The 18,884-nt window shown below is 68.6% G+C and carries 19 protein-coding genes; 8 read left to right on the top strand and 11 right to left on the bottom strand.

Annotated elements, in window-relative coordinates:
• Positions 1-20: 20 nt before the first annotated feature.
• The 8 genes from Q0D75_RS12565 to Q0D75_RS12530 all read right to left on the bottom strand — a co-directional run bounded on the left by Q0D75_RS12565 (position 21) and on the right by Q0D75_RS12530 (position 6,988).
• Complete coding sequence (locus Q0D75_RS12565) at positions 21-722, bottom strand: class F sortase (protein ID WP_291053912.1); 702 nt, start codon at positions 720-722, stop codon at positions 21-23.
• A 32-nt stretch (positions 723-754) separates the two neighbouring features.
• Positions 755-1,588, bottom strand: coding sequence for a DUF4397 domain-containing protein (locus Q0D75_RS12560; protein WP_291053910.1), 834 nt, complete (start codon positions 1,586-1,588; stop codon positions 755-757).
• A 123-nt stretch (positions 1,589-1,711) separates the two neighbouring features.
• Complete coding sequence (locus Q0D75_RS12555) at positions 1,712-2,566, bottom strand: carbon-nitrogen family hydrolase (RefSeq protein ID WP_291053908.1); 855 nt, start codon at positions 2,564-2,566, stop codon at positions 1,712-1,714.
• Positions 2,567-2,579: 13 nt separating this feature from the next.
• The gene (locus Q0D75_RS12550) at positions 2,580-3,146 is read right to left on the bottom strand and encodes a flavin reductase family protein (protein ID WP_291053907.1); all 567 of its coding nucleotides are present in this window, start codon (positions 3,144-3,146) and stop codon (positions 2,580-2,582) included.
• 56 nt (positions 3,147-3,202) lie between these two features.
• The gene (locus Q0D75_RS12545; protein ID WP_291053905.1) at positions 3,203-4,291 is read right to left on the bottom strand and encodes an LLM class flavin-dependent oxidoreductase; all 1,089 of its coding nucleotides are present in this window, start codon (positions 4,289-4,291) and stop codon (positions 3,203-3,205) included.
• Between the two features lie 20 nt (positions 4,292-4,311).
• Positions 4,312-5,661, bottom strand: coding sequence for a permease (locus Q0D75_RS12540; RefSeq protein ID WP_291053903.1), 1,350 nt, complete (start codon positions 5,659-5,661; stop codon positions 4,312-4,314).
• Between the two features lie 108 nt (positions 5,662-5,769).
• On the bottom strand, positions 5,770-6,687 hold the full coding sequence (locus Q0D75_RS12535) for a cyclase family protein (RefSeq protein ID WP_291053901.1): 918 nt from the start codon (positions 6,685-6,687) through the stop codon (positions 5,770-5,772).
• Position 6,688: 1 nt separating this feature from the next.
• Positions 6,689-6,988, bottom strand: a complete 300-nt coding sequence (locus Q0D75_RS12530) for a Dabb family protein (protein WP_291053899.1) — start codon at positions 6,986-6,988, stop codon at positions 6,689-6,691.
• 155 nt (positions 6,989-7,143) lie between these two features.
• Between Q0D75_RS12530 and Q0D75_RS12525 the strand changes: the two genes are divergently transcribed.
• Positions 7,144-8,022 (top strand): LysR family transcriptional regulator, encoded by an 879-nt coding sequence (locus tag Q0D75_RS12525; protein ID WP_291053897.1) that lies wholly within the window; start codon positions 7,144-7,146, stop codon positions 8,020-8,022.
• Here Q0D75_RS12525 and Q0D75_RS12520 read toward each other — a convergent pair.
• Positions 8,019-8,573, bottom strand: a complete 555-nt coding sequence (locus Q0D75_RS12520; RefSeq protein ID WP_291053895.1) for a hypothetical protein — start codon at positions 8,571-8,573, stop codon at positions 8,019-8,021. The genes Q0D75_RS12525 and Q0D75_RS12520 overlap by 4 nt on opposite strands.
• Positions 8,574-8,699: 126 nt before the next feature.
• Between Q0D75_RS12520 and Q0D75_RS12515 the strand changes: the two genes are divergently transcribed.
• A complete protein-coding gene (locus Q0D75_RS12515) occupies positions 8,700-10,355 on the top strand; it encodes a DHA2 family efflux MFS transporter permease subunit (RefSeq protein ID WP_291053894.1) in 1,656 nt (551 codons plus the stop codon).
• A gap of 19 nt (positions 10,356-10,374) precedes the next feature.
• Here Q0D75_RS12515 and Q0D75_RS12510 read toward each other — a convergent pair whose 3' ends face one another.
• Together Q0D75_RS12510 and Q0D75_RS12505 are read right to left on the bottom strand one after the other, a co-directional pair.
• Positions 10,375-12,078 carry a hypothetical protein gene (locus Q0D75_RS12510; RefSeq protein ID WP_291053892.1) on the bottom strand — a complete coding sequence of 568 codons (1,704 nt, stop codon included), beginning with the start codon at positions 12,076-12,078 and terminating at the stop codon, positions 10,375-10,377.
• A complete protein-coding gene (locus tag Q0D75_RS12505) occupies positions 12,075-12,680 on the bottom strand; it encodes a sigma-70 family RNA polymerase sigma factor (RefSeq protein WP_291053890.1) in 606 nt (201 codons plus the stop codon). The genes Q0D75_RS12510 and Q0D75_RS12505 overlap by 4 nt, the downstream gene beginning before the upstream one ends.
• Positions 12,681-12,827: 147 nt before the next feature.
• On the opposite strand from Q0D75_RS12505, the gene Q0D75_RS12500 reads away from it, so the two are divergent.
• The 6 genes from Q0D75_RS12500 to Q0D75_RS12475 form a co-directional block, all read left to right on the top strand.
• Positions 12,828-14,135 carry an MFS transporter gene (locus Q0D75_RS12500; RefSeq protein WP_291053888.1) on the top strand — a complete coding sequence of 436 codons (1,308 nt, stop codon included), beginning with the start codon at positions 12,828-12,830 and terminating at the stop codon, positions 14,133-14,135.
• A complete protein-coding gene (locus Q0D75_RS12495; RefSeq protein WP_291053886.1) occupies positions 14,132-14,929 on the top strand; it encodes a GntR family transcriptional regulator in 798 nt (265 codons plus the stop codon). The genes Q0D75_RS12500 and Q0D75_RS12495 overlap by 4 nt, the downstream gene beginning before the upstream one ends.
• On the top strand, positions 14,922-16,337 hold the full coding sequence (locus Q0D75_RS12490) for an amidohydrolase family protein (protein ID WP_291053884.1): 1,416 nt from the start codon (positions 14,922-14,924) through the stop codon (positions 16,335-16,337). Before Q0D75_RS12495 ends, Q0D75_RS12490 begins: the two co-directional genes overlap by 8 nt.
• Positions 16,334-17,071 carry an isochorismatase family protein gene (locus Q0D75_RS12485; protein ID WP_291053881.1) on the top strand — a complete coding sequence of 246 codons (738 nt, stop codon included), beginning with the start codon at positions 16,334-16,336 and terminating at the stop codon, positions 17,069-17,071. The genes Q0D75_RS12490 and Q0D75_RS12485 overlap by 4 nt, the downstream gene beginning before the upstream one ends.
• The gene (locus tag Q0D75_RS12480) at positions 17,068-18,468 is read left to right on the top strand and encodes an FAD-dependent oxidoreductase (RefSeq protein ID WP_291053879.1); all 1,401 of its coding nucleotides are present in this window, start codon (positions 17,068-17,070) and stop codon (positions 18,466-18,468) included. The genes Q0D75_RS12485 and Q0D75_RS12480 overlap by 4 nt, the downstream gene beginning before the upstream one ends.
• Before the next feature lie 105 nt (positions 18,469-18,573).
• On the top strand, positions 18,574-18,884 hold a 311-nt coding region (locus tag Q0D75_RS12475; protein WP_291053877.1), incomplete at its 3' end, for an alcohol dehydrogenase catalytic domain-containing protein.

Genomic DNA, 18,884 nt, shown 5'->3' with positions numbered 1-18,884 from the left:
CGAGCATACCCGCCCTCCTCTCACGCGATCGGAACGGCGGTCACGATCACATTGCTGAGATAGTGACCGGTGTCGTAGTCGAATTCGCCGCCGCAGGTCACCAGCACCAGCCGCGGGGTGCCCGTTCGGTCGAACACGCCGTTCCAGTCGATCTGCGTCTTCGACAGCAGCTCGACCTGCTGCACCGTGAAGCCGGCAACGCGTCCATCGGCGGCCGTGACGCTGATGGTGGTACCCACCGGAGCGCTCGCGAGGCGTGCGAACTGCCCGATGCCGTAGTCGAGCGAGTCGACGTGCGACGCGATGACGGTGGCGCCCGCCGCGCTCCACGGCGACGGACCCCAGCGATACCACGAGGCGATACTCGGGTCGGAGGAGAGGGCCAGCGCCCCGTCGGCGTCGACCCCTTCTTCTGCGACCGACACGTCGATCCCGAGTTCGGGCACTTCCACCCGCGTCGGCGGAACGGTCGGCGCAGCGGTGGCCGCACCGAGCCCCGCGTCTGCGCGCGGCACGTCGGGCACGGCGGCGATGGCGTCCGGGCCGCCCGCATCCGGAGTCGGCGTGGGAGTCGGCGACGCCGAGGGAGCGACCGCCGCTGGTGTCGCGCCTGACGCGTCCACAGCCGGGCCTCCCGGCGCGCAGCCGCTGAGCAGCACCACCGTGCCGACGACGATCGCGAGCACGGCGGATGCCCTGGCCGGGGCGTGCAGGAAGTTCACCCCGGCCAGGGCGGTCGGCAGCCGACTCTCGGTCAGCGTCCGGCCTTCGCCGCGTTCTGGCGACGGACCGCCACAGCGGCGACCGCGGAGCCGAGCATCAGCAGCACGGCCGCACCGATCCACACCGGCGCGCTGTCGGCCGGCTGGTTCGTGGCGACGAGACCGGCGTTGCCCGCGGGCACTCCGTCGGGGTTCGAGTGCAGACCGCCGATGGTCTGCACCGCGAGCGCGAGGTTGCCGTCGGCGAGGCTGCCCCACGCGTAGACGATCGTGTTGGTGCCCTCGGCGACCACGACATCCGCCGGGCCGATCACCGGGTCGGTGGTCCCGGTGGCGGCGACGGATGCGGAGACCGTTCCCGCGGGCAGCGTGAGCACCGACTCGGCCGGGTTGGAGAGGTTGGTGATCACCGGGGTTCCGCCGGCGAGCACGTCGACGGCCGGTGCCGCGGCGTCGTGACGCACGGTCAGTTTGCCCTGCCCGGCCGCGATCGTGGCGGTGTCGTTCGTGTAGAGCGTGGCGGTGGGGGTGCCGGCCGGGTCCAGGTGCGCGACGGCGGTGTAGTTGCCGCCGGCGGCGAGGTTCAGGTCGATGGGGCCGATGACCGGGGCACTCGCGTCGGCCGCATCCGATGCGGTGATCGCCACCGAGTACGTTCCTGCCGGCAGCGCCAGCGGCCCGGCGAGCGTGCCGGGCGTGAAGTCGTCGAGGGTGAGTGCACCGTCGACATAGACGTCGACGGTGACGCCCGGAACCGCGTGCAGAACCGACAGCGACGCGTCGCCATCGGCGGCCGCTGCGGGGAGAGCGGCGCTGACGGCGATGAGAGCGCCGGCGGCAAGCCCTGAGATGAGGATCTTACGCATGAGTACCTCCAGATCGTGCTCACGAGGAGCAGGGGGAAAACTGCTTTCACCCCCACTTCCCGCGCAGACCCCGTTTTGGATGCACCCCGGCCGAAAAACTTTCACGGGCGGCGGGAAAGCGGCTCAGAGGCGGCGGTCGGCCAGCACGGGGAAGGCCCGCCGGTACTCATCGAGGCCGTGCAGGTCTAGGTCGACCGCGAGTACCTGCTCACCGGCGCCGGCCTGCGCGAGCACCACGCCCTGGGGCGAGATGATCTGGCTGTGGCCGTCCAGCGTCACCCCTCCGTGAGTTCCGCCCGTGTTGCACTGCACCACGAACGCCTGGTTCTCGATCGCCCGCGCCCGGCCGAGCACCTGCCAGTGCTCGCGACGCGCCGCAGGCCACGCGGCCGGCACCGTGAAGACCGTCGCGCCGACCGCCGTGAGCTGGCGGAACAGCTCGGGAAAGCGGAGGTCGTAGCAGGTCGCGAGACCGACCACGGCGGATGCTTCGGCGCGGTCGACGGCGACGGCGACGAGATCCGTCCCCGCATCGATCAGGGTCGGCTCGCCCTCCCCGAAGCCGAAGGGGTGGATCTTGCGGTACGCGGCGATCCGCGATCCGTCCGCCCCGAGAACGACGGAAGTGTTCCACAGGCCCCGTCCACCCGCCGGCACCGCAGCGCCGGTGGCGGCGGCCCCGGCATCGGCGCGCTCCAGGATCGAGCCCAGGTGCACGACCGCGTTCGCCGACCGCGCCGCTTCGGCCATCGCCGTCACTGTGGGGCCGTCGAGCGTCTCCGCTCGCTCGGCCCAGCGGGGGAACGTGAAGTAGCCGGGAGCCCACAGTTCGGGCAGCACGATCAGGTCGGCGTCGCGCTGCCGGGCCACCAGGTCGGCCACCCGGCGCACGCGCTCCGCGACCGTCTCGTCGTCGTCGTAGGCGAGCTGCAGCACGCGCACTCTCAGGACGGGTAGCGCATCCGCTTCGCTTGTCATCGATCCACCTCTTCTACTCGGCCAGCGAACGGTCGCTGAGCGCGTGCCACGTGCGGTTGTGATACACCAAGGGACGGCCGTCACGGTCGTGCTCGTGCCCGCCGTTCGCCCCGGATTCGAGCGCGTGCACGATGACGATCGTCGACGTGCCCGCGGTGACGCTGTGGATGATCCGAGCCCGGATCCAAGCCTTGGCCGAATGGAACAAGGGCTCACCGCTGGGCAGCCGCGTCCACTCGGTACTGCTCGCGAATCGGTCCACGCCGCTGGTCGACCCGAGCCTCGCGAGCGGCAGTTCACCGACACCGAGCAGGTGGACGACCAGCGTCTCCGACTCACGGATGACGGATGACGCCGACGACTGGTCCGACAGGGAGAACATCAAGAGCGGGGGCTCCGCGCTGACAGAACTCACCGACGACGCCGTCAATGCCACGGGCCCGCTGCCGTCATCCGCCGTGATGATCGCCACACCCGCCGGATGGTTTCGGAAGAGGTCTCTGAAGACTTCTGGGCTCAGCCCATCGCCCGCATCTTCGATCGAGAGGGAGAGCACCTCGCCGGTTGCCTGGTGGTTCATGTCATGTCCTAGCTGGTGGAGCCGGTCCCGGGCCTGAGCCCGGGACCGCTGGGTGGTCAGACGGTCGCGAGCGCGGCCAGCTTCTCGTGAATGAGCGGCAGCACCCTCTCGCCGAAGACCTTGATGTCGGGCACGTAGTCGACGAAGGTCATCAGCACACCGGCGACACCGGTATCCCGCTGCAGCGTGGCGATCTGCTCGGCGACGGACTCGTACGAGCCGTGGATCACCGGGAAGCTCATGAAGGTCAGGTTGCCCTCCTCCGCAGGAGCGGTGAGACCCTGCACGAAGTGCGCGCTGGTGCCGCCGGTCTGCGGATCGAGCGCCGCACTGCCGGCGACGTTCTGGAGCGCCACGGTGTCCTGACCGCTCACGATGTACTCGGTCTTCGCAAGCGCCTCCTCATCGGTTTCCGCCGCGATGATCGTGAACAGAGCGTAGGTTCTGACCGTGCGGCCAACCTTCTCCGCCTCCTCGAGCATCGGCTTGGTGATCGTGGGCAGCAGGTCGCGGTCGCCGAACACGAAGTTGTAGTCGCCGTAGTGCGCGGTGTAGACCTGCCCCTTGGTCGACTGGCCGGCCGTGACGATCGGGAGCTCGCGGCCCGAGCTCGGGAAGCACGTCGCATCGTCGATGTCGAAGAACTCGCCTTTGAACGTCACCCGGCCGTCGCGCCACAGCCCGCGCAGGATCTGCACGTACTCCGCCGCGTAGTCGTAGCGGCGCTCGTAATACTTGTCGCCGGGCCACAGACCCATGGGCTCGTACTCCGGGCGGTTCCAGCCGGTGACGAGGTTCACTCCCCCGCGGCCCTTCGCGATCTCGTCGAAGGTCGCGAGCTGACGCGCCGCGATCACCGGAGGGATGCCGAGAACAGGAACGGTGGCGAACACGTCGATCCTGCTGGTGAGGGCCGCGATACCGGTCGCCAGCGCGACCGAGTCGAGGCATCCGTCCCAGTAGCCGGTCTTTCCACCGAAGCCGTGGTACTTGATCATCGAGAGCACGAAGTCGAGCCCGATGGTCTCGGCCTCCTGTGCGATGGCGAGGCAGTGCTCGAACGTGGGTTCGTACTGCGGAGCGTTCTCCGAGATGATGTAGCCGTTCTGGCCGTTGGGGAGGAAGACCCCGAGTTTCAGGCTCATTCTGTATCTCTGCTTTCTTTCTAGGAGCGGAGGGCTGACTGGTGTTGGAACAGCGGCCGGAGCGCTGCATAGAGCCCGCTCGCCACGACCACTGTTGCAATGGGTCCCCAAGTGGCACCCCAGGGGAAGGCGCTGGTGAGGAAGAGGCCGATCACCGTCGCCGCGACCCAGGCGATGAGCCCCGGGGCGTGCACGTGACGGTAGTGCTCGTCGCCGAGCAGTCCGCTCTCCTGCCGGGATCGAGTCAGGAGGATGTGCGTGAGTGCGATCGCCACCCAGCCGCTCACCAGAACGCCCTGCCACGCCAGCGCGATCAGGAGGTACTGGATGATCGGCAGCAGCATCAGCGCGTAGATGATCACCGACGACACGATCACCCAGACAAACGCCGGCAGCTTCACCCGGAAGAGCCGTTCGCCGAATTCCTGCACGTTCGCCGCGCCGATGTAGTAGTTGGCGGTGTTGATGCGGGTCTGGAACACCAGGATGATGATCAGGCCGACCGGTCCCATGAGCGCGACGAGCCCACCCGACAGCCCGGATTCGGAGACCTCCAGCCCGGGGATGGTGAACGTCAGGAAGATGCCGACCAGCGCGTTCAGGCCGTAGGTGATGAGCCAGAACGGCCAGGTGAAGGTGTACCGGGAGTGGAATTTCACATCCTTCCGCTTGCCGAGCGCGGCGAAGTCCATCACGTACATCATCAGCACCCACACACCCAGGTAGGCCGAGAAGGTCGCCAGCCAGCCCGGGCCACCTGATGCCAGCGGCAGCTCGGGACCGGGAGTCTGCGTGAGCCAGGTGTCGGAGAATCCGTATCTCACACCGGCCCAGATCACCATCACGGCAAGACCAATCAGGTAGAGCGGAAGCAGCCAGCCGTTGAGCTTGTCGAGGAAGCGCCGGACTCCCCCGAGGATGAGCGGGGTGGAGTAGGCGACCACGACCAGACTCCAGATCCACTTCTCACCCCCGAAGGCGGACTGGAAGGCGTAGACCACGATCTCGCCCTCGAAGACGGCGTAGTAGATCGCCGTGAGCGCCAGGATGATCGCGGCGATCACCGTGCCGGCCTTCCCCAGGATGGTGCGCGAGAACCGCGCGACCGTGGTGCGGTTGCGGATCGAGTGCTTCGCCAGCACCCTGTTGATGAGGCTGTAGACGATGATTGTCAGTGCCAGCCCGATCAGAGCGTCGGCCGTGCCGTAGGCGACCGCCATCGCAGCGCCGATGTAGAGCATGAACATGGCGCTGGCGATGCCGTAGAACGCCATCAACAACGACCATCGGCCCATCTGTTCGTCGTCGGCACCTTCGCGGCCTAGCGCGTCGGTGACCTCGACCGTGTCGTTCGTACCTCTCAGCTCCATGAGCTTCTCCTTCAAAACGTGGAACGCAGTGTGGTGGAACAGGACGGTGGTTCTGTGGAGCGGTTCAGTGCGGTGGTTCTGTGGAGCGGTTCGGGGCGGTGCGATTGTTCAGCGCAGCGGGAGGGCGAGCGGACGGATGGGGGCACCCGTCGCTCCCTTGAGGCGGATCGGCGCGGCGACGACGCAGAACTCGTTGACGTCGTCTTCCGAGAGCTCCTCGAGGTTGAGGAGCTCGATCATCGGCACCCCGGCCTCGGCAAGGAAGTGGCAGTGGCCGGGAAGCCAGTTGTCCTCGTAGCCGCTGGGACCTACCTCGACGCACTCCTGGTCGGCACCGATGACGCTAATCCCCTGCTCGGTGAGCCAGCGCGAGGCGTCCAGACCCAGACCGGGAGGGTTGCCGAGGGTCTTCGCACCATCGGGCCAGTACGACATGCGCCCGGTGCGCACGAAGACGACGTCGCCCTCCTCGATGCTCAGGCCGGATCGCTCCAGCTCCTGCTCGATGTCGGCGATCGTGATCGCGTAGGAGTCGTCGAGACACGCAACACCCTTGGACTTCGCGATGTCGAGCATCACGGCCCGCGCGATGATCGGCGGGATGACATCCACCCCGCCCTTCGTCCAGCCGCGGCTGCCGAGGTAATCCTTCGCCGCAAAGCCGTTGTAGATGTGACCGTCCACGCCGAAGTGGTTGAGGGCGTCGATGTGAGTTCCGGTGTGCGTGTAGAGGAAGACGACATCGCCCGAATAGCAGACGTGACGGTTGATCTGCTCCCCGGCGCCGTTCAGGTCGTCGACGATCGTGCCGTCCGGCGTGTGGCTCATGAAGATCTGGTACGAGGGGTCGCCGGCGGCCTGGAAGCTCGGCATGCCCACGAAGTAGTCGACACTGAGGTCATACGTCTTCGACGGCTCGACCCGGGTCAGGATGCTCTGCTGCGAGGTCGCTGCCAGTTTGTTGAGGGCGCCGAGTTCGTCGTCCGGTCCGAAAGGGCTCGTCGCCACGGTGATGTCTGCCCGCATGTCAGGCGTCCTTGCGAACGAAGTCGACGACGGCCCGGCTACGCACCAGCGGCAGGAGCTGCTGCACGATCTCGTTGTGGAAAGGATCGTCCGAATACGCCGCCAGGTCTTCCCACGAGTCGAAATCGGTGATGAGCGCGCCGTCCCACGGGTCACCGTTGGCGTTCGGCTCGCCGATGTGGGCTCCGAGCTCCCAGCTGCGGATCATCGGAAGGCGGTGCGACAGCTGTGCCAGAAGATCGAGGATGGTCGCCCTCTCGCGCGGTTCGGCCGCCTGCCACAGAAAAATATGCCTGATCAACTCTGGTCCCAATCGTTCGCGGGGCTTTCAGCCCGGTCTGGTCCACGCGCCGTTACGGGGGCGCGTTTCAGTGGTTGACGATCAGTGTGCAAGCGATTGATTGATACGTCCAACACATGGTTGTGCTCGCACCGATCATCCAGCACGATAGATCGGTGGAACTGCAACAGCTCAAGTACGTCGTCGCCGTGGCAGACGAGGGTTCGTTCACCCGAGCTGCGGCGCGCTGCTACGTCGCTCAGTCGGGCCTGAGTCACCGGATCAAGAGCCTGGAGGACGAGCTCGGCGTGATGCTCTTCAACCGCACCAGCCGGCGGGTCGAACTCACCGCCGCAGGCTCCGCGTTCGTCGCGTCAGCGCGCGAGAGCCTCAAGGCGGCCGACCGTGCCGCCATCGATGCCGCTGCGGCGGCCGGGCAGATTCGAGGTCGACTGGGGGTCGGCGTCATCCCGACGGTCACAGCGGTCGACATATCGACCGCACTGAAAGCCTTCCGCCAGGCCCATCCCCACGTTCGGATCGCGCTGCATGTCGCCGGCAGCGACGAACTCGAGGAGGCCATCACCCAGGGCGACATAGACGTCGGGCTTCTGGGACTTCCCGAGAGCCGCGCGCCGCGCGGAGTGGCCTGGCGTCACCTGGGGTCGGATCAGCTCGTGGCCATCGTCAGCCATGACCACCGGCTCGCCCACCACACCGAGATCACGCTGCAAGACCTCGCCAACGAGACCTTCGCCGACTTCCCCGCCGGAACCCCGGCCCGAGCCGAGAGCGACCTGGCCTTCGCTGCAGCCGGAATCCACCGAGAAGTGGCCTTCGAGTCGATGGCCACCGGCCTCACCATCGACCTCATCCGCCAGAATCTGGCGATCGCCCTGCTGCCGTCGAGGTACGCACCTCACAATCCCGCGCTGGCGCGTCTGACCATCATCGATGGCCCGTCGCGGTCGGAGTACCTCGCGTGGAGCACCTTCAACCCAAGCCCCGCCGCGCTCGCCTTCATCGACATCCTCGTCGGGGGCGGCCCGCACTAACCGCGCGGCAGGGTGTCCGCGCAGCGGAGGGCCGCGGGTGGGAGACCGCCGGGTTCGGCGTCCGTGAACTGCAGGGCGGGGGCCGAGGAGACGGTGGCCGTCTGGCTGCCGACCGAGCGGAGGGCTCCGGTGAACTCGGGCTGGGTGGGGTCGGATGTCGTGGCCCACGCGACCAGCGCACCGCCGGCCGTCGACGTGGAGGGAATGGCCCCCGTCAGGAGCCAGACCGCATTCTCGGGGTCGGGCGTGGCCGTGAGGGCGGGGACGGTGTTCGATCCGCCGGGTAGAGGGTTGCTGATCGTGGCATTGACGGCGGCCAGGACCGCGGGCGAAACATCCTGGCACTCGGGGGTATCGGCCGAGGCTCCGTCGAGAGAGGGCAGGTCGTCGGCGGCGGGCGACGGCGACTCGGAGAGCGCAGCCGACGGAGGCGGATCGGATGCCGGCGCCGCCGCGACACACCCCGTCACGCCGAGCAGCGCAGCGACAGCGAGCAGAACACCTGACGCAGAGATGCTCACGCGGGAGGGGCGGCCGAGGTGATTCGTCATGCCCCCACGCTAGCGACTCGGCGACAAGTGTAGATAGCGCAAAGATCTAGTTGAGATGAAGCAATCAAGCCAAATAGTAGCTAAGGTGATTAGCGAAATAGTCGGCGAGAGCAGTAGGAGGTCGCGATGTCGTCACGCACACGGTGGATCGGGCTGGTGTTCATCAGTATCGCGGTGGCCCTGATCATCGTCGACTCGACGATCGTGAACGTCGCCATCCCGTCGATCATCGACGACCTCGGCATCTCTTCCACCCAGGTGCAGTGGGTGCAGGAGTCGTACACGCTCGTGTTCGCCGCGCTGCTGCTCGTGTTCGGAACGCTCGCCGACCGCTTCGGGCGACGCCGCGTGCTGATGCTGGGCGTCGCGATCTTCGCCGGGGCGAGCATCCTGGCCGCCCTCGCGCCCACGGGCGACCTGCTCATCGGCGCCCGCGTCATCCAGGGCGTGGGCGGCGCCATGGTGCTGCCGACGACCTTGTCGATCATCAACGCCACCTTCCGCGGCCGCGATCGCGCCATCGCCTTCGCCGTGTGGGGGTCGACCATCGGCGGCATGACCGCGGTGGGGCCGCTGCTCGGCGGCTGGCTGACGACCTACATCTCGTGGCGCTGGGCGTTCGGCATCAACATCCCGCTCGGCGTGATCATCATCGTCGGACTGCTGATCTTCGTGCGCGAATCCCGCGCCACGGCCGAAGGCGCCCTCCCCCAGCGCATCGACTGGGTCGGCGCCCTCCTCTCCGTCGTCACCAGCGCCACCCTCGTCTTCGGCCTCATTCAGGGCCGCACCTACGGCTGGTGGCTCACCGACACCCCACTCACCATCGGCGACTGGAGCTGGCCGTTCGAGCTCTCCCCCATCCCCATCGCGTTCGCCATCACCATCCTCGCCGGCATCGGGTTCGTGCTCTGGGGGCGGCGACGGATGCACCGGGGGCAGAGCACGATGCTCGCGTTCGACCTCTTCCGCATCCCGAGCTTCCGCAACGGCAACCTGGCCGCGATGATCGTGTCGCTCGGCGAGTTCGGCATCATCCTCTCGCTGCCCCTGTGGCTGCAGAACGTGCTCGGCTTCGACGCGCTGCAGACCGGGCTTATCCTCGTGGCCCTCGCCGTCGGATCCTTCGTCGCCTCGGGCTTCGCCGGTGCCTTCGGCAATAAGATCGCGCCCGTCATCATCGTGCGCGTGGGGCTCGCAGCTGAGATCGTGGGCGTCGCGGGGCTCGGCTTCGTCATCGCGCCCGACACCGCCTGGGGGCTGCTCATCCCGTTCCTCTTCGTCTATGGCTTCGGCGTGGGACTCGCGACCGCGCAGCTCACCGGCGTCGTGCTGAAAGACGTGCCGATCGAGCAGAGCGGACAGGGGTCGGGTACCCAGAGCACCGCCCGCCAGATCGGCTCGGCGCTCGGCATCGCCATCCTCGGCACCGTGCTCTTCACCACGGCGAGCGCCCAGCTCGACAGCCGGCTGACGGATGCGGGCGTCCCCGAGTCCACGCGCGACCAGCTGGTCGGTCAGGTGGTCGACAGCTCGGGTGCCGCCATCGCGGGGCTCGAGGCCGACCCGTCGATGAGCGGTGTGGCGGAGGATGCGAAGATCGCGTTCTCCGACGGCACGAAGTACTCGGCCTTCGCGGCTGCGGGCTTCCTCGCCATCGGCTTCGCCGCCACTCTCTCGCTCGGTGGTGGCCCGAGTGGCGGCACGTCCCGACGCAGCAAGCGCGACGCCGAGGCAAAGAGCGCCGACGGAGAGAGCACCGACGACTCCGTCACCGCCTGAGCGGGTCGGGGTCCGCCGCTCAGCCGATACCGAACACCTTTCCCTGCGAGATGCCCACGAGGTAGCCGCCGGCGAAGGTCCAGCGCTCGTCGTAGTAGACGGGCACGCTCCACAGGGTCGCGCCCGTGACGGCGTCGAGCGCGGTGCCCGTTCCGCTCTGCGGCATCGGGGTGGGCGGCGACACCTCCGTGGGGTCGGTGTAGAGGCCTCCCGTTCCCATGCCCGCGCCCTCGAGCTGGTACTGGGCGAGCACGCCCTGCACGCCGGCCCAGGTGCTCGGTCGCGTCGACACGTCGACGATCGCGCCTGACGCGTGATCGAATCCGCACGCCGAACCGGCGTCGGTGGATTGCACGATCACGCCGTCCGAGGTGAGCGAGAAACCGTAGGAGTCGACCGCGGGGGCGTCGAGACCAGCAGCCGGCCGGCAGGCCGATCCGTCGGCCGTCCAGAGCGACTGGCCGGTCGGGCCGTCGATCAGCTCGAGCTGGGTGCCGGGCCCGATCAGCAGCAGCTGCGAGGCGAGCGCACTCCCGGCGCCACCCGGTCGTGCACCGATCTGACGAACGGGAGCGACCGCGTAGCCCGAGTCGAGGGTGCGGCTCCACATCTCGTTGCCCGCGTCGTCGATTCCGGCCACGGTCCGCGCGATCTGGTAGGTGATCGAGTCGGAGATCCGCAGCGTGAAGCCGTCGTAGTAGTCGTACTCGCGATCGGTCGCCGCTCCCACCATGAGCGCGCCGGAGTCGATGTCGTACACGTCGAGCTCCCCCGACGGCTGGCGCTCGACCTGCAGGATCGAGCTCGAGTTCTGGATCGGCTGGGTCATCACCCGCTCAGCCTCGATCGGCACCGACCAGCGCGGGGCGGCGAGATCCCGCGGGTCCGCGCGCATGACGGCCCACGACGTGGTCGGCTGCCCCGCGTCGTCGAGCTTCTGCGCCACGAAGCTCACATCGCCCGAGTCGCCGGGCACAGGGTAGAGGTTGGTCACATCGAAGCCCGCCGGCTCGGTGACGGAGGCGAGCGTCTCTCCGGTGGCGAGATCGAGCACCTCTTTCGGACCGGGACCGCCCATGAAGTCCCACACGAGAACGCGGCCGGAGGTGCCGAGCAGGGTCGCCGTGGTCGGGTCGCTCTGCGTGAACGCCCAGCTCCACTCGCGGGTCCACAGCTGCGCGCCGGTGCTCGTGTCGATCAGAGTGAGCGCGTAGTGACTGGCCGAGAGATCGCACTCGTAGTTCGAGTCCTCGGGCGCGCTGTTCGGGCCGGACTGGAACAGGGCGAACCCGTCCGACACGTCGAGCACCTGCACGTAGGTGCACTTGTCGCTCACACCCGGCAGCTGCACCGACCAGGCCGGGGTTGCTGCGGGTGTGGTGAGCACATCACGCGGCAGGATCGACGCATCGGTCACGACCAGCGGATGCTCGGCCGGGGCGGTCGACGACGGCGACGGATCGGGTGCCGACGTCGCATCCGGAGTCGGTGTCGACGTGGCCGAGGGGGCTGCGACGATGCCGCCGCCGAAGAGATCGGTGCCCGACACCGCGAACGCCACGGCCGTGCCACCCAAGCCGAGACCGAGCGCAGCAAGCACCGACGCGACGGCGATCCGCACGTGCCGACGGCGGTCACGCACGGGAGACTGCTCGACGGCGTCGATCAGGGCAGACCGGATGGCGGCGCTCCGCGTCTCGTCGAATCGAGGACTGTCGTTCATCGCGCACCTCCGGTGACGTTCGTCGTGGGTTCGGCGAGCAGTTCGCCCGCATGGACGGCCAGGCGCGCCTTCGCCCTCGAGAGGCGCGACTTGACGGTGCCCGCCGGCACTCCGAGCACTGCGGCGGCCTGCTCCATCGTCAGGTCTTCGAGCACACAGAGGGTCATCACGTTCTGGTCGGCCACCGACAGCCGCACGAAGGCCGCCCGCACCTGCGCGTCACGCGCATCCCGATCCAGCCGCTCCCCCACCTCGTCGGCCGGATCGGGGTGGTCGCTGCTCAGCGACGGCCTCGGGATGCGCTCGAGAACCGCCCGATAGCGGCGGGTGCTGCGCGCGAGGTTCTGCACCACGTGATTGGTGGTCACCAGCAGCCAGCCGACGATCGAGCCGTCGACCACGCGAACGGATGCCCGCTTGCGCCAGGCCTCGAAGAACACCATCGCCGTCACATCCTCCGCGTCGTGCGGGTCGCGGATGAGGCGCAGCGCCTGCCCGAACACCCGATCCCGGTGCGCGTCGAACACCCGCGCGAAGGCCGCCGAGTCGCCGCTCGACGCGGCTGACCAGTCGGCGGCCGCATCCTGAAATTCCGTCCCCATACCCTCTAGTGTCCGCTGCCCCGGCGATGGTTCCATCCTGCGCTCGGAGAAATCGGCGAGCTCTGTTGCGAACTGCAAACTGTAGACAGTCTGCAGTTCGTGTGGTTTCATGGGTGCACGCCACTTCAACGGAGAAGGAAAGAACCCATGAGCTCCAGCTCCCCCTCAGTCGTCTCCGATCCGGTCCGGATCTCGCCGCGTGTCATCGCCGCCGGAGCGGTGGGATCGATCGTCGAGTACTTCGACTTCGCGGTGTACGGCTACGTCGCCACCATCCTCGCGGCGCAGTTCTTCGCGGCCGGCGATCCGGTCACCGCGCTGCTGTCGACCCTCGCCACCTTCGCCGTGGCCTTCGTGCTGCGGCCCGTGGGCGCGCTGCTGTTCGGGCACTTCGGCGACAAGTTCGGCCGCAAGAACGCCCTCGCCCTCACGATCATCCTGATGGCGGCCGCCAGCGCCCTGATCGGCATCCTGCCGACCTATGCGGCGATCGGCGTCGGCGCCACCGTGCTGCTCGTGCTGGCCCGCTCGCTGCAGGGCCTCGCGGCCGGCGGCGAGCTGGGCGGCGCCGCCTCGTTCGTGGCCGAGAAGTCGCCGAAGGCCAAGCGCGGCCTCTTCACCTCCACCACGCAGATGGGCGCCCTCGCCGGCTCGCTCATCGCCTCGGTGGTCGTCACCATCCTCAACCTCGCCCTCGGCAGCGAGGTGATGGGCGAGTGGGGCTGGCGCCTGCCGTTCCTGATCGCGATCCCGCTCGGCCTGTTCGGGTTCTGGGTGCGCCGCGGGCTGGAGGAGACCGAAGAGTTCAAGGCCGCCAAGGCCTCGGTCGCCGTGGCGAAGCAGACCCCCGTGCGCATCATGTTCACCCGGCACCCCGGCGCACTCCTTCGCGTCGTCGCCCTCTCGATCCTGCTGTTCTCGGCCTACTACGTGGCCTACGTGTACGTGAACATCCACATGCAGACGGTGCTCGGCTTCGATCCCGACTTCGCCTACATGTCGACCACGCTCACCCTGCTCGTCTCGGTGATCGCGATGCCGTTCTTCGGTGCCCTCTCCGACCGGGTCGGACGCAAGCCCGTGTTCGTGGGCGCCACCATCGCCGCGCTCGTGCTCGCCGTGCCGGCCTTCCTGCTGTTCGAGCAGGGCGGCGTGATCGCCGTGCTCGCCCAGATCGTGCTGGGACTGGTCGACTCCGCCCTGATGGGCGTCGCGCTCTCCACCTACGCCGAGATGTTCCCCACCGAGATCCGCTACACCGGCATCGCCTTCGGGTTCAGCGTGGGAGCCGCCCTCGCCGGCGGAACCGCGCCCTACATCTGCACCTGGCTGATCGGCGTGACCGGCAACCCGCTCGCGCCCGCCTTCTTCGTGATCGTCACGGCACTCATTACCCTGATCCCAGCCTTGCGCCTGAAAGAGACCAAGGGAATCGAATTGAGCCTGGTGAAATGACCTCCGAATCGCAGCACTCCCCCACCTCCCCGTCGCACTCCGGCGTCATCCGGCGCGGCACCGTCTCCGGCCAGACCGAGGCGATCCTGCGCGACATGGTGCTCGACGGCACGCTCGCCCCCGGCGAGCGCCTGAACGAGGTCACCATCGCCGACTCGCTCGGCGTGAGCCGCGGACCGCTCCGCGAGGCCATCCAGAAGCTCGCCGGCGAGGGGCTGCTGCAGCTGCAGAGCCACCGCGGAGCGTTCGTGCGCAAGTACGAGCCGCGCGAGATCATCGAGGCGTACGAACTGCGCATCGCTCTGGAGCTCTATGCGGTGCGGCTGGTCATCGCGCGGGCCGGCGACGACGAGCTCGCGGCACTGAGGGTTCTGCTCGACGCCGACCCCCGGCCCGCTCCCGCTCAGTCGGATGTTCCGCTCACCGCCGGGCCGTACGTGGCCGAACTCGACTTCCACCAGAGCATGGTGACCCTCTCGGGCAACTCCGCCCTCACGGCGGCCTCGCTCACGGTGAACCACCGCCTCTACCTCGCCCTCACCCACACCGAGCGCACGCAAGCCCGGCGCGAGCACGCCCACGGCGAGCACCAGGCGTTTCTCGAGGCGCTCTGCGCCCGTGACACGCCGCTCGCGACCTCACTGCTCGAGAAGCACCTCGAACTCTCGCTGGCGAACACGCTGACCGTGCTGGGGCTCGAGCCCCGCTCCGACGGCATCCAGGCCGCCCACGACGACAACGCCCGAGACGCCACTCCCCCCGACGACACCACAGAGGAGCCGAACCATGGCTGACTTCGACCTGATCCTGCGCGGCGGAAAAGCGGTGCTTCCGGGCATCGGCCTCACCGACGCCGACCTCGCCGTGAAAGATGGGACGATCGCCGCGATCGCCGCCCCCGGATCCCTGCTCGGCGCCGACGAGGTCGTCGACGTCTCGGGCCGTTGGGTGCTGCCCGGCATCGTCGACGCCCACGTGCACCTCGGGCAAGACATCTCGGCCCCCAAGACGGTCGACGACGCCGAGAAGGAGACCGCTTCGGCCGCCGCGGGAGGCGTCACCACGATGATCGCCTACCTGATGAGCCCGCAGCCCTACGAAGAGGTGTTCCCCGATGCCCGCGCCGTGATGGAGGCGAACTCGCACACCGACTTCGGGTTCCACTTCTGCGTGGTGACCCCGGAGCAGGTGGCGCACATCCCGTCGTACGCGGCGGACCTCGGTGTCTCCAGCTACAAGGTCTTCACCAACTTCCGCGGGCAGGAGGGCGCCTACCTCGGACTGCCGGGCAACGACGACGCCTTCCTCTTCGACGCCCTCGAGGCCGCCGCCCAGGCCGGCGGCATGATCGCCCAGCACGCCGAGAACATCGAGCTCGTCTGGCGCCTGCGCGAGCGCACCCCGCAGGAACCGGATGCGGGACTCCCCGGCTGGAACGCCATCCGCCCGCCCTACGTCGAGGCCGAGGCCGAGGGCCGCGTGGGCTATCTCGCCAGCGTCACCGGAGCATCCGCCTACGCCGTGCACGTGACGAGCCCCGAGTCACTCGCCGCCATCGAGCGGCAGAAGAGCCACTACCCGAACCTCTTCGTGGAGACCTGCCCGCACTACCTCACGCTCAACGAGCAGTCGCCGATCGGATCGCGCGGCAAGGTCAATCCCCCGCTGCGCACGGCGGCCGACAACGAGGCGTTGTGGACAGCGATCGCCGAGGGCCGCATCGACGTGCTCGGCTCCGACCACGTGCCCCGCCATTTCAGCGCCAAGGACAAGGACATCTGGGCGGCTTCGGCCGGGTTCCCGGGCAGCGGCACCATGTTCCCGCTGTTCCTCACCGAGGCGCTGCGCCGCGGCATCCCGCTCGAGACCGTGGTGAGCATGACCGCCACCCGGCCGGCTCAGCTGTTCGGGTTCGGCGACCGCAAGGGCGCCCTGCGGGTGGGCTTCGACGCCGACTTCGTGGTGGTCGACCCGGCGCGCCCGTTCGAGATCGCGGCCGAGCGCCAGCACTCGGGCGCGGAGTACAGCGTGTGGGAGGGCTGGACCTCCGAGGTGAGCATCGACCACACCATCGTGCGCGGGCGGTTCACGGTGCGCGACGGCGCGGTCGGCACGATCACCGGCGACTACGTGCCGCGCCACCACAGCGGTCGGAGCGCACTCGACGCGCTCGAGGCCGGCAGCGAAGGAGTGACGAAGTGACCGAAGCATCCGCATCCGCACCCATCGCGCGCGCGGCATCCGGCGCACCCGCTCCCTGGGCGGACGTGATCACCGACGACGATCTGCGCCGTTACGAGGCGGCGGGCTTCGGCCGGCCGGGGGGCACCGGATCGCGTCCCGCGCTGCTGATCATCGACGCCCAGTACCGCACGGTGGGCATGACGCCGAAGCCGTTCTTCCAGTCGGTGGAGGAGGACTTCACCACCAGCTGCGGTGACGTGGGGTGGGATGCGCTGGCCAACGTCGCCGAGCTGCTGCCGTTGTTCCGCGCCAACGGCTGGCCGGTCATCTACCCGTACGTCGCGCCGAAGAAGGCGTTCGACCAGGGGCGACTCGGTGCCAAGGTGCCGGGCATCATGTCGATTCCCGAGGAAGGGTACGACTTCGTGGAGTCGATCGCTCCTGTGGACGGCGAGATCCTGCTGCCGAAGCGCCACCCGAGCGCGTTCTTCGGAACGCCGCTGCTGAGCTTCCTGATCGAGCGGGGGGTCGACACGCTCGTGGTGACCGGGGCGACGACCAGCGGATGCGTGCGCGGCACGGTCGTGGACGGATTCTCATACAACTTCCGGGTGGTGGTGCCGCACGACGCCGTCTACGACCGCTCGTCGACCGTTCACCAGGTGAACCTGTTCGACATGGCGCGGAAGTACGCGGATGTCGCGTCGACCGCCGAGGTGATGGCGCTGCTCGGCGAATCCGTGGCCGAATGACGACGGCGGGCGAAGCTGTGACGGCGAGCGAATCGGTGACGGAGGGCGAATCGTACGACTTCGTGGTCGTCGGGGCCGGCGCCTGCGGCCTGGTCGCCGCGCTCGCCGCGCGCGAGGCCGGCAAGTCGGCGCTCGTGCTCGAGAAGCTCGACGAGCCGGGCGGCAACACGACACTGAGCACCGGATCCGTGCCCGGAGCCGGCACGCGCTTCCAGCGCGAGGCCGGCATCGACGACTCCCCCGCTCGCATGGTGGAGGATCTGCTGCGCACCAGCGGACCGCACGAGGCCGAGGAACTGGTGTCCTGGATGGCCGAGTCCTCCGCCGAGGTGATCGAGTGGCTCGTCGACGAGCACGCCGTGGGGCTGTACCTGATCACCGACTACAAGCACGTGGGGCACTCCGTGCCGCGGCTGCACGCGCCGGCCGACCGCAATGGGGCGAACCTCACCGCCGATCTCGTGCGCGCCTGCGACCGGGCGGGGGTGACGATCCGCACCCGGACGCCCGTGGCCGGCCTCCTGGTCGAGGCGGATCGGGTGGCGGGAGTGACCGTCGATCCTGTGGATGGTGTGCGTCACGACATCCGGGCCGAGGCCGTGCTGCTGGCCTCGAACGGATTCGCGGCCAGTCGTGCCCTGCTCGAACGCTGGATCCCCGTGATGGCGCACACGCCCTATCACGGCGGCGCCGGCTCGACCGGAGAGTCGATCGTCTGGGCCGAACAGCTCGGGGCCGCCCTGGCCAACGAGACCGCCTATCAGGCCTACGCCGCCGTGGCGACCGAGGCCGGCGACATCCTCTCGTGGACCACCGTGGAACTCGGCGCCGTCATCGTCGGCCCCGACGGGCACCGGCTGGGCGACGAATCGGTGGGCTACTCGGCCTTCGCCGAGGTGATCGCCTCGGTCGCCTCCGAGAGCTTCACCATCATGGACCAGCGGATCTACGACTACGTTTCCCGCAACGAGCCCCGGTTCGTGAAGATCATCGATCTCGGCTGCGTGCCCGAGGCGCCGGATGTGACCGCCCTCGCGGCGCTCATCGGATGCGACGGGCAGACGCTCGCGGGCACCCTGGCCGCCGCCGCAGCATCCGCTGCCGCCGGCACGGCCGACGAATTCGGCCGCACCGATCTCGCCGGGAACGGGCTCCAGGCTCCCTACTACGTCTGCCGAACGCATCCGGCCCTGTTCCACACGCAGGGCGGCGTGGCCGTCGACCAGCACGCCCGAGTGGTCTCGACCTCGGGCACGCCGATCACCGGGCTCTACGCCGGCGGCGGGGTGGCGGCCGGCATCTCGGGGCGCGACGGGGCGGCCGGCTACGCCTCGGGCAACGGGCTCTCGACGGCGGTGGGCCTCGGCTACGCCGCAGGAAGGCACGTCGGACGCTGAACCTGGCCAACACCTGTCGACCTGGTTCGGCGGGTGGACGCTCGGCTACCGTGGGCGAGACACGATGTGCCCTCTTTCGGGGCGCACCCGATCAAGGAGGATCACGTGTCAAACAACAGAGCTGTGGCCTACAAAGCGCCGGGCGTGGTCGAGGTCATCGACATCGACTACCCCACGTTCGAGCTGAAAGACGGGCCGGGGGTGAACCCCGCCAACGTCGGCCGCAAGGTTCCGCACGGCGCCATCCTCAGAACCGTCGCCACCAACATCTGCGGCTCCGACCAGCACATGGTGCGCGGGCGCACCACCGCCCCGGCGAACCTCGTGCTCGGGCACGAGATCACGGGCGAGGTGGTCGAGGTGGGTCCGGACGTCGAGTTCATCAAGGTGGGCGACATCGTCTCCGTGCCGTTCAA

Source organism: Herbiconiux sp. (genome assembly GCF_023264855.1).
GTDB lineage: Bacteria > Actinomycetota > Actinomycetes > Actinomycetales > Microbacteriaceae > Herbiconiux.
The sequence above is the reverse complement of the archived record's forward strand: the minus strand, read 5'-3'. Positions and strand labels throughout refer to the sequence as shown.

Coding starts and splice junctions, on each gene's coding strand:
- Q0D75_RS12555 (WP_291053908.1), bottom strand. CDS start 2,566: ATGACAAGCGAAGCGGATGCGCTACCCGTCCTGAGAGTGCGCGTGCTG.
- Q0D75_RS12480 (WP_291053879.1), top strand. CDS start 17,068: ATGACGACGGCGGGCGAAGCTGTGACGGCGAGCGAATCGGTGACGGAG.
- Q0D75_RS12500 (WP_291053888.1), top strand. CDS start 12,828: ATGAGCTCCAGCTCCCCCTCAGTCGTCTCCGATCCGGTCCGGATCTCG.
- Q0D75_RS12560 (WP_291053910.1), bottom strand. CDS start 1,588: ATGCGTAAGATCCTCATCTCAGGGCTTGCCGCCGGCGCTCTCATCGCC.
- Q0D75_RS12535 (WP_291053901.1), bottom strand. CDS start 6,687: ATGCGGGCAGACATCACCGTGGCGACGAGCCCTTTCGGACCGGACGAC.
- Q0D75_RS12545 (WP_291053905.1), bottom strand. CDS start 4,291: ATGAGCCTGAAACTCGGGGTCTTCCTCCCCAACGGCCAGAACGGCTAC.
- Q0D75_RS12515 (WP_291053894.1), top strand. CDS start 8,700: ATGTCGTCACGCACACGGTGGATCGGGCTGGTGTTCATCAGTATCGCG.
- Q0D75_RS12540 (WP_291053903.1), bottom strand. CDS start 5,661: ATGGAGCTGAGAGGTACGAACGACACGGTCGAGGTCACCGACGCGCTA.
- Q0D75_RS12510 (WP_291053892.1), bottom strand. CDS start 12,078: ATGAACGACAGTCCTCGATTCGACGAGACGCGGAGCGCCGCCATCCGG.
- Q0D75_RS12495 (WP_291053886.1), top strand. CDS start 14,132: ATGACCTCCGAATCGCAGCACTCCCCCACCTCCCCGTCGCACTCCGGC.
- Q0D75_RS12490 (WP_291053884.1), top strand. CDS start 14,922: ATGGCTGACTTCGACCTGATCCTGCGCGGCGGAAAAGCGGTGCTTCCG.
- Q0D75_RS12550 (WP_291053907.1), bottom strand. CDS start 3,146: ATGAACCACCAGGCAACCGGCGAGGTGCTCTCCCTCTCGATCGAAGAT.
- Q0D75_RS12505 (WP_291053890.1), bottom strand. CDS start 12,680: ATGGGGACGGAATTTCAGGATGCGGCCGCCGACTGGTCAGCCGCGTCG.
- Q0D75_RS12520 (WP_291053895.1), bottom strand. CDS start 8,573: ATGACGAATCACCTCGGCCGCCCCTCCCGCGTGAGCATCTCTGCGTCA.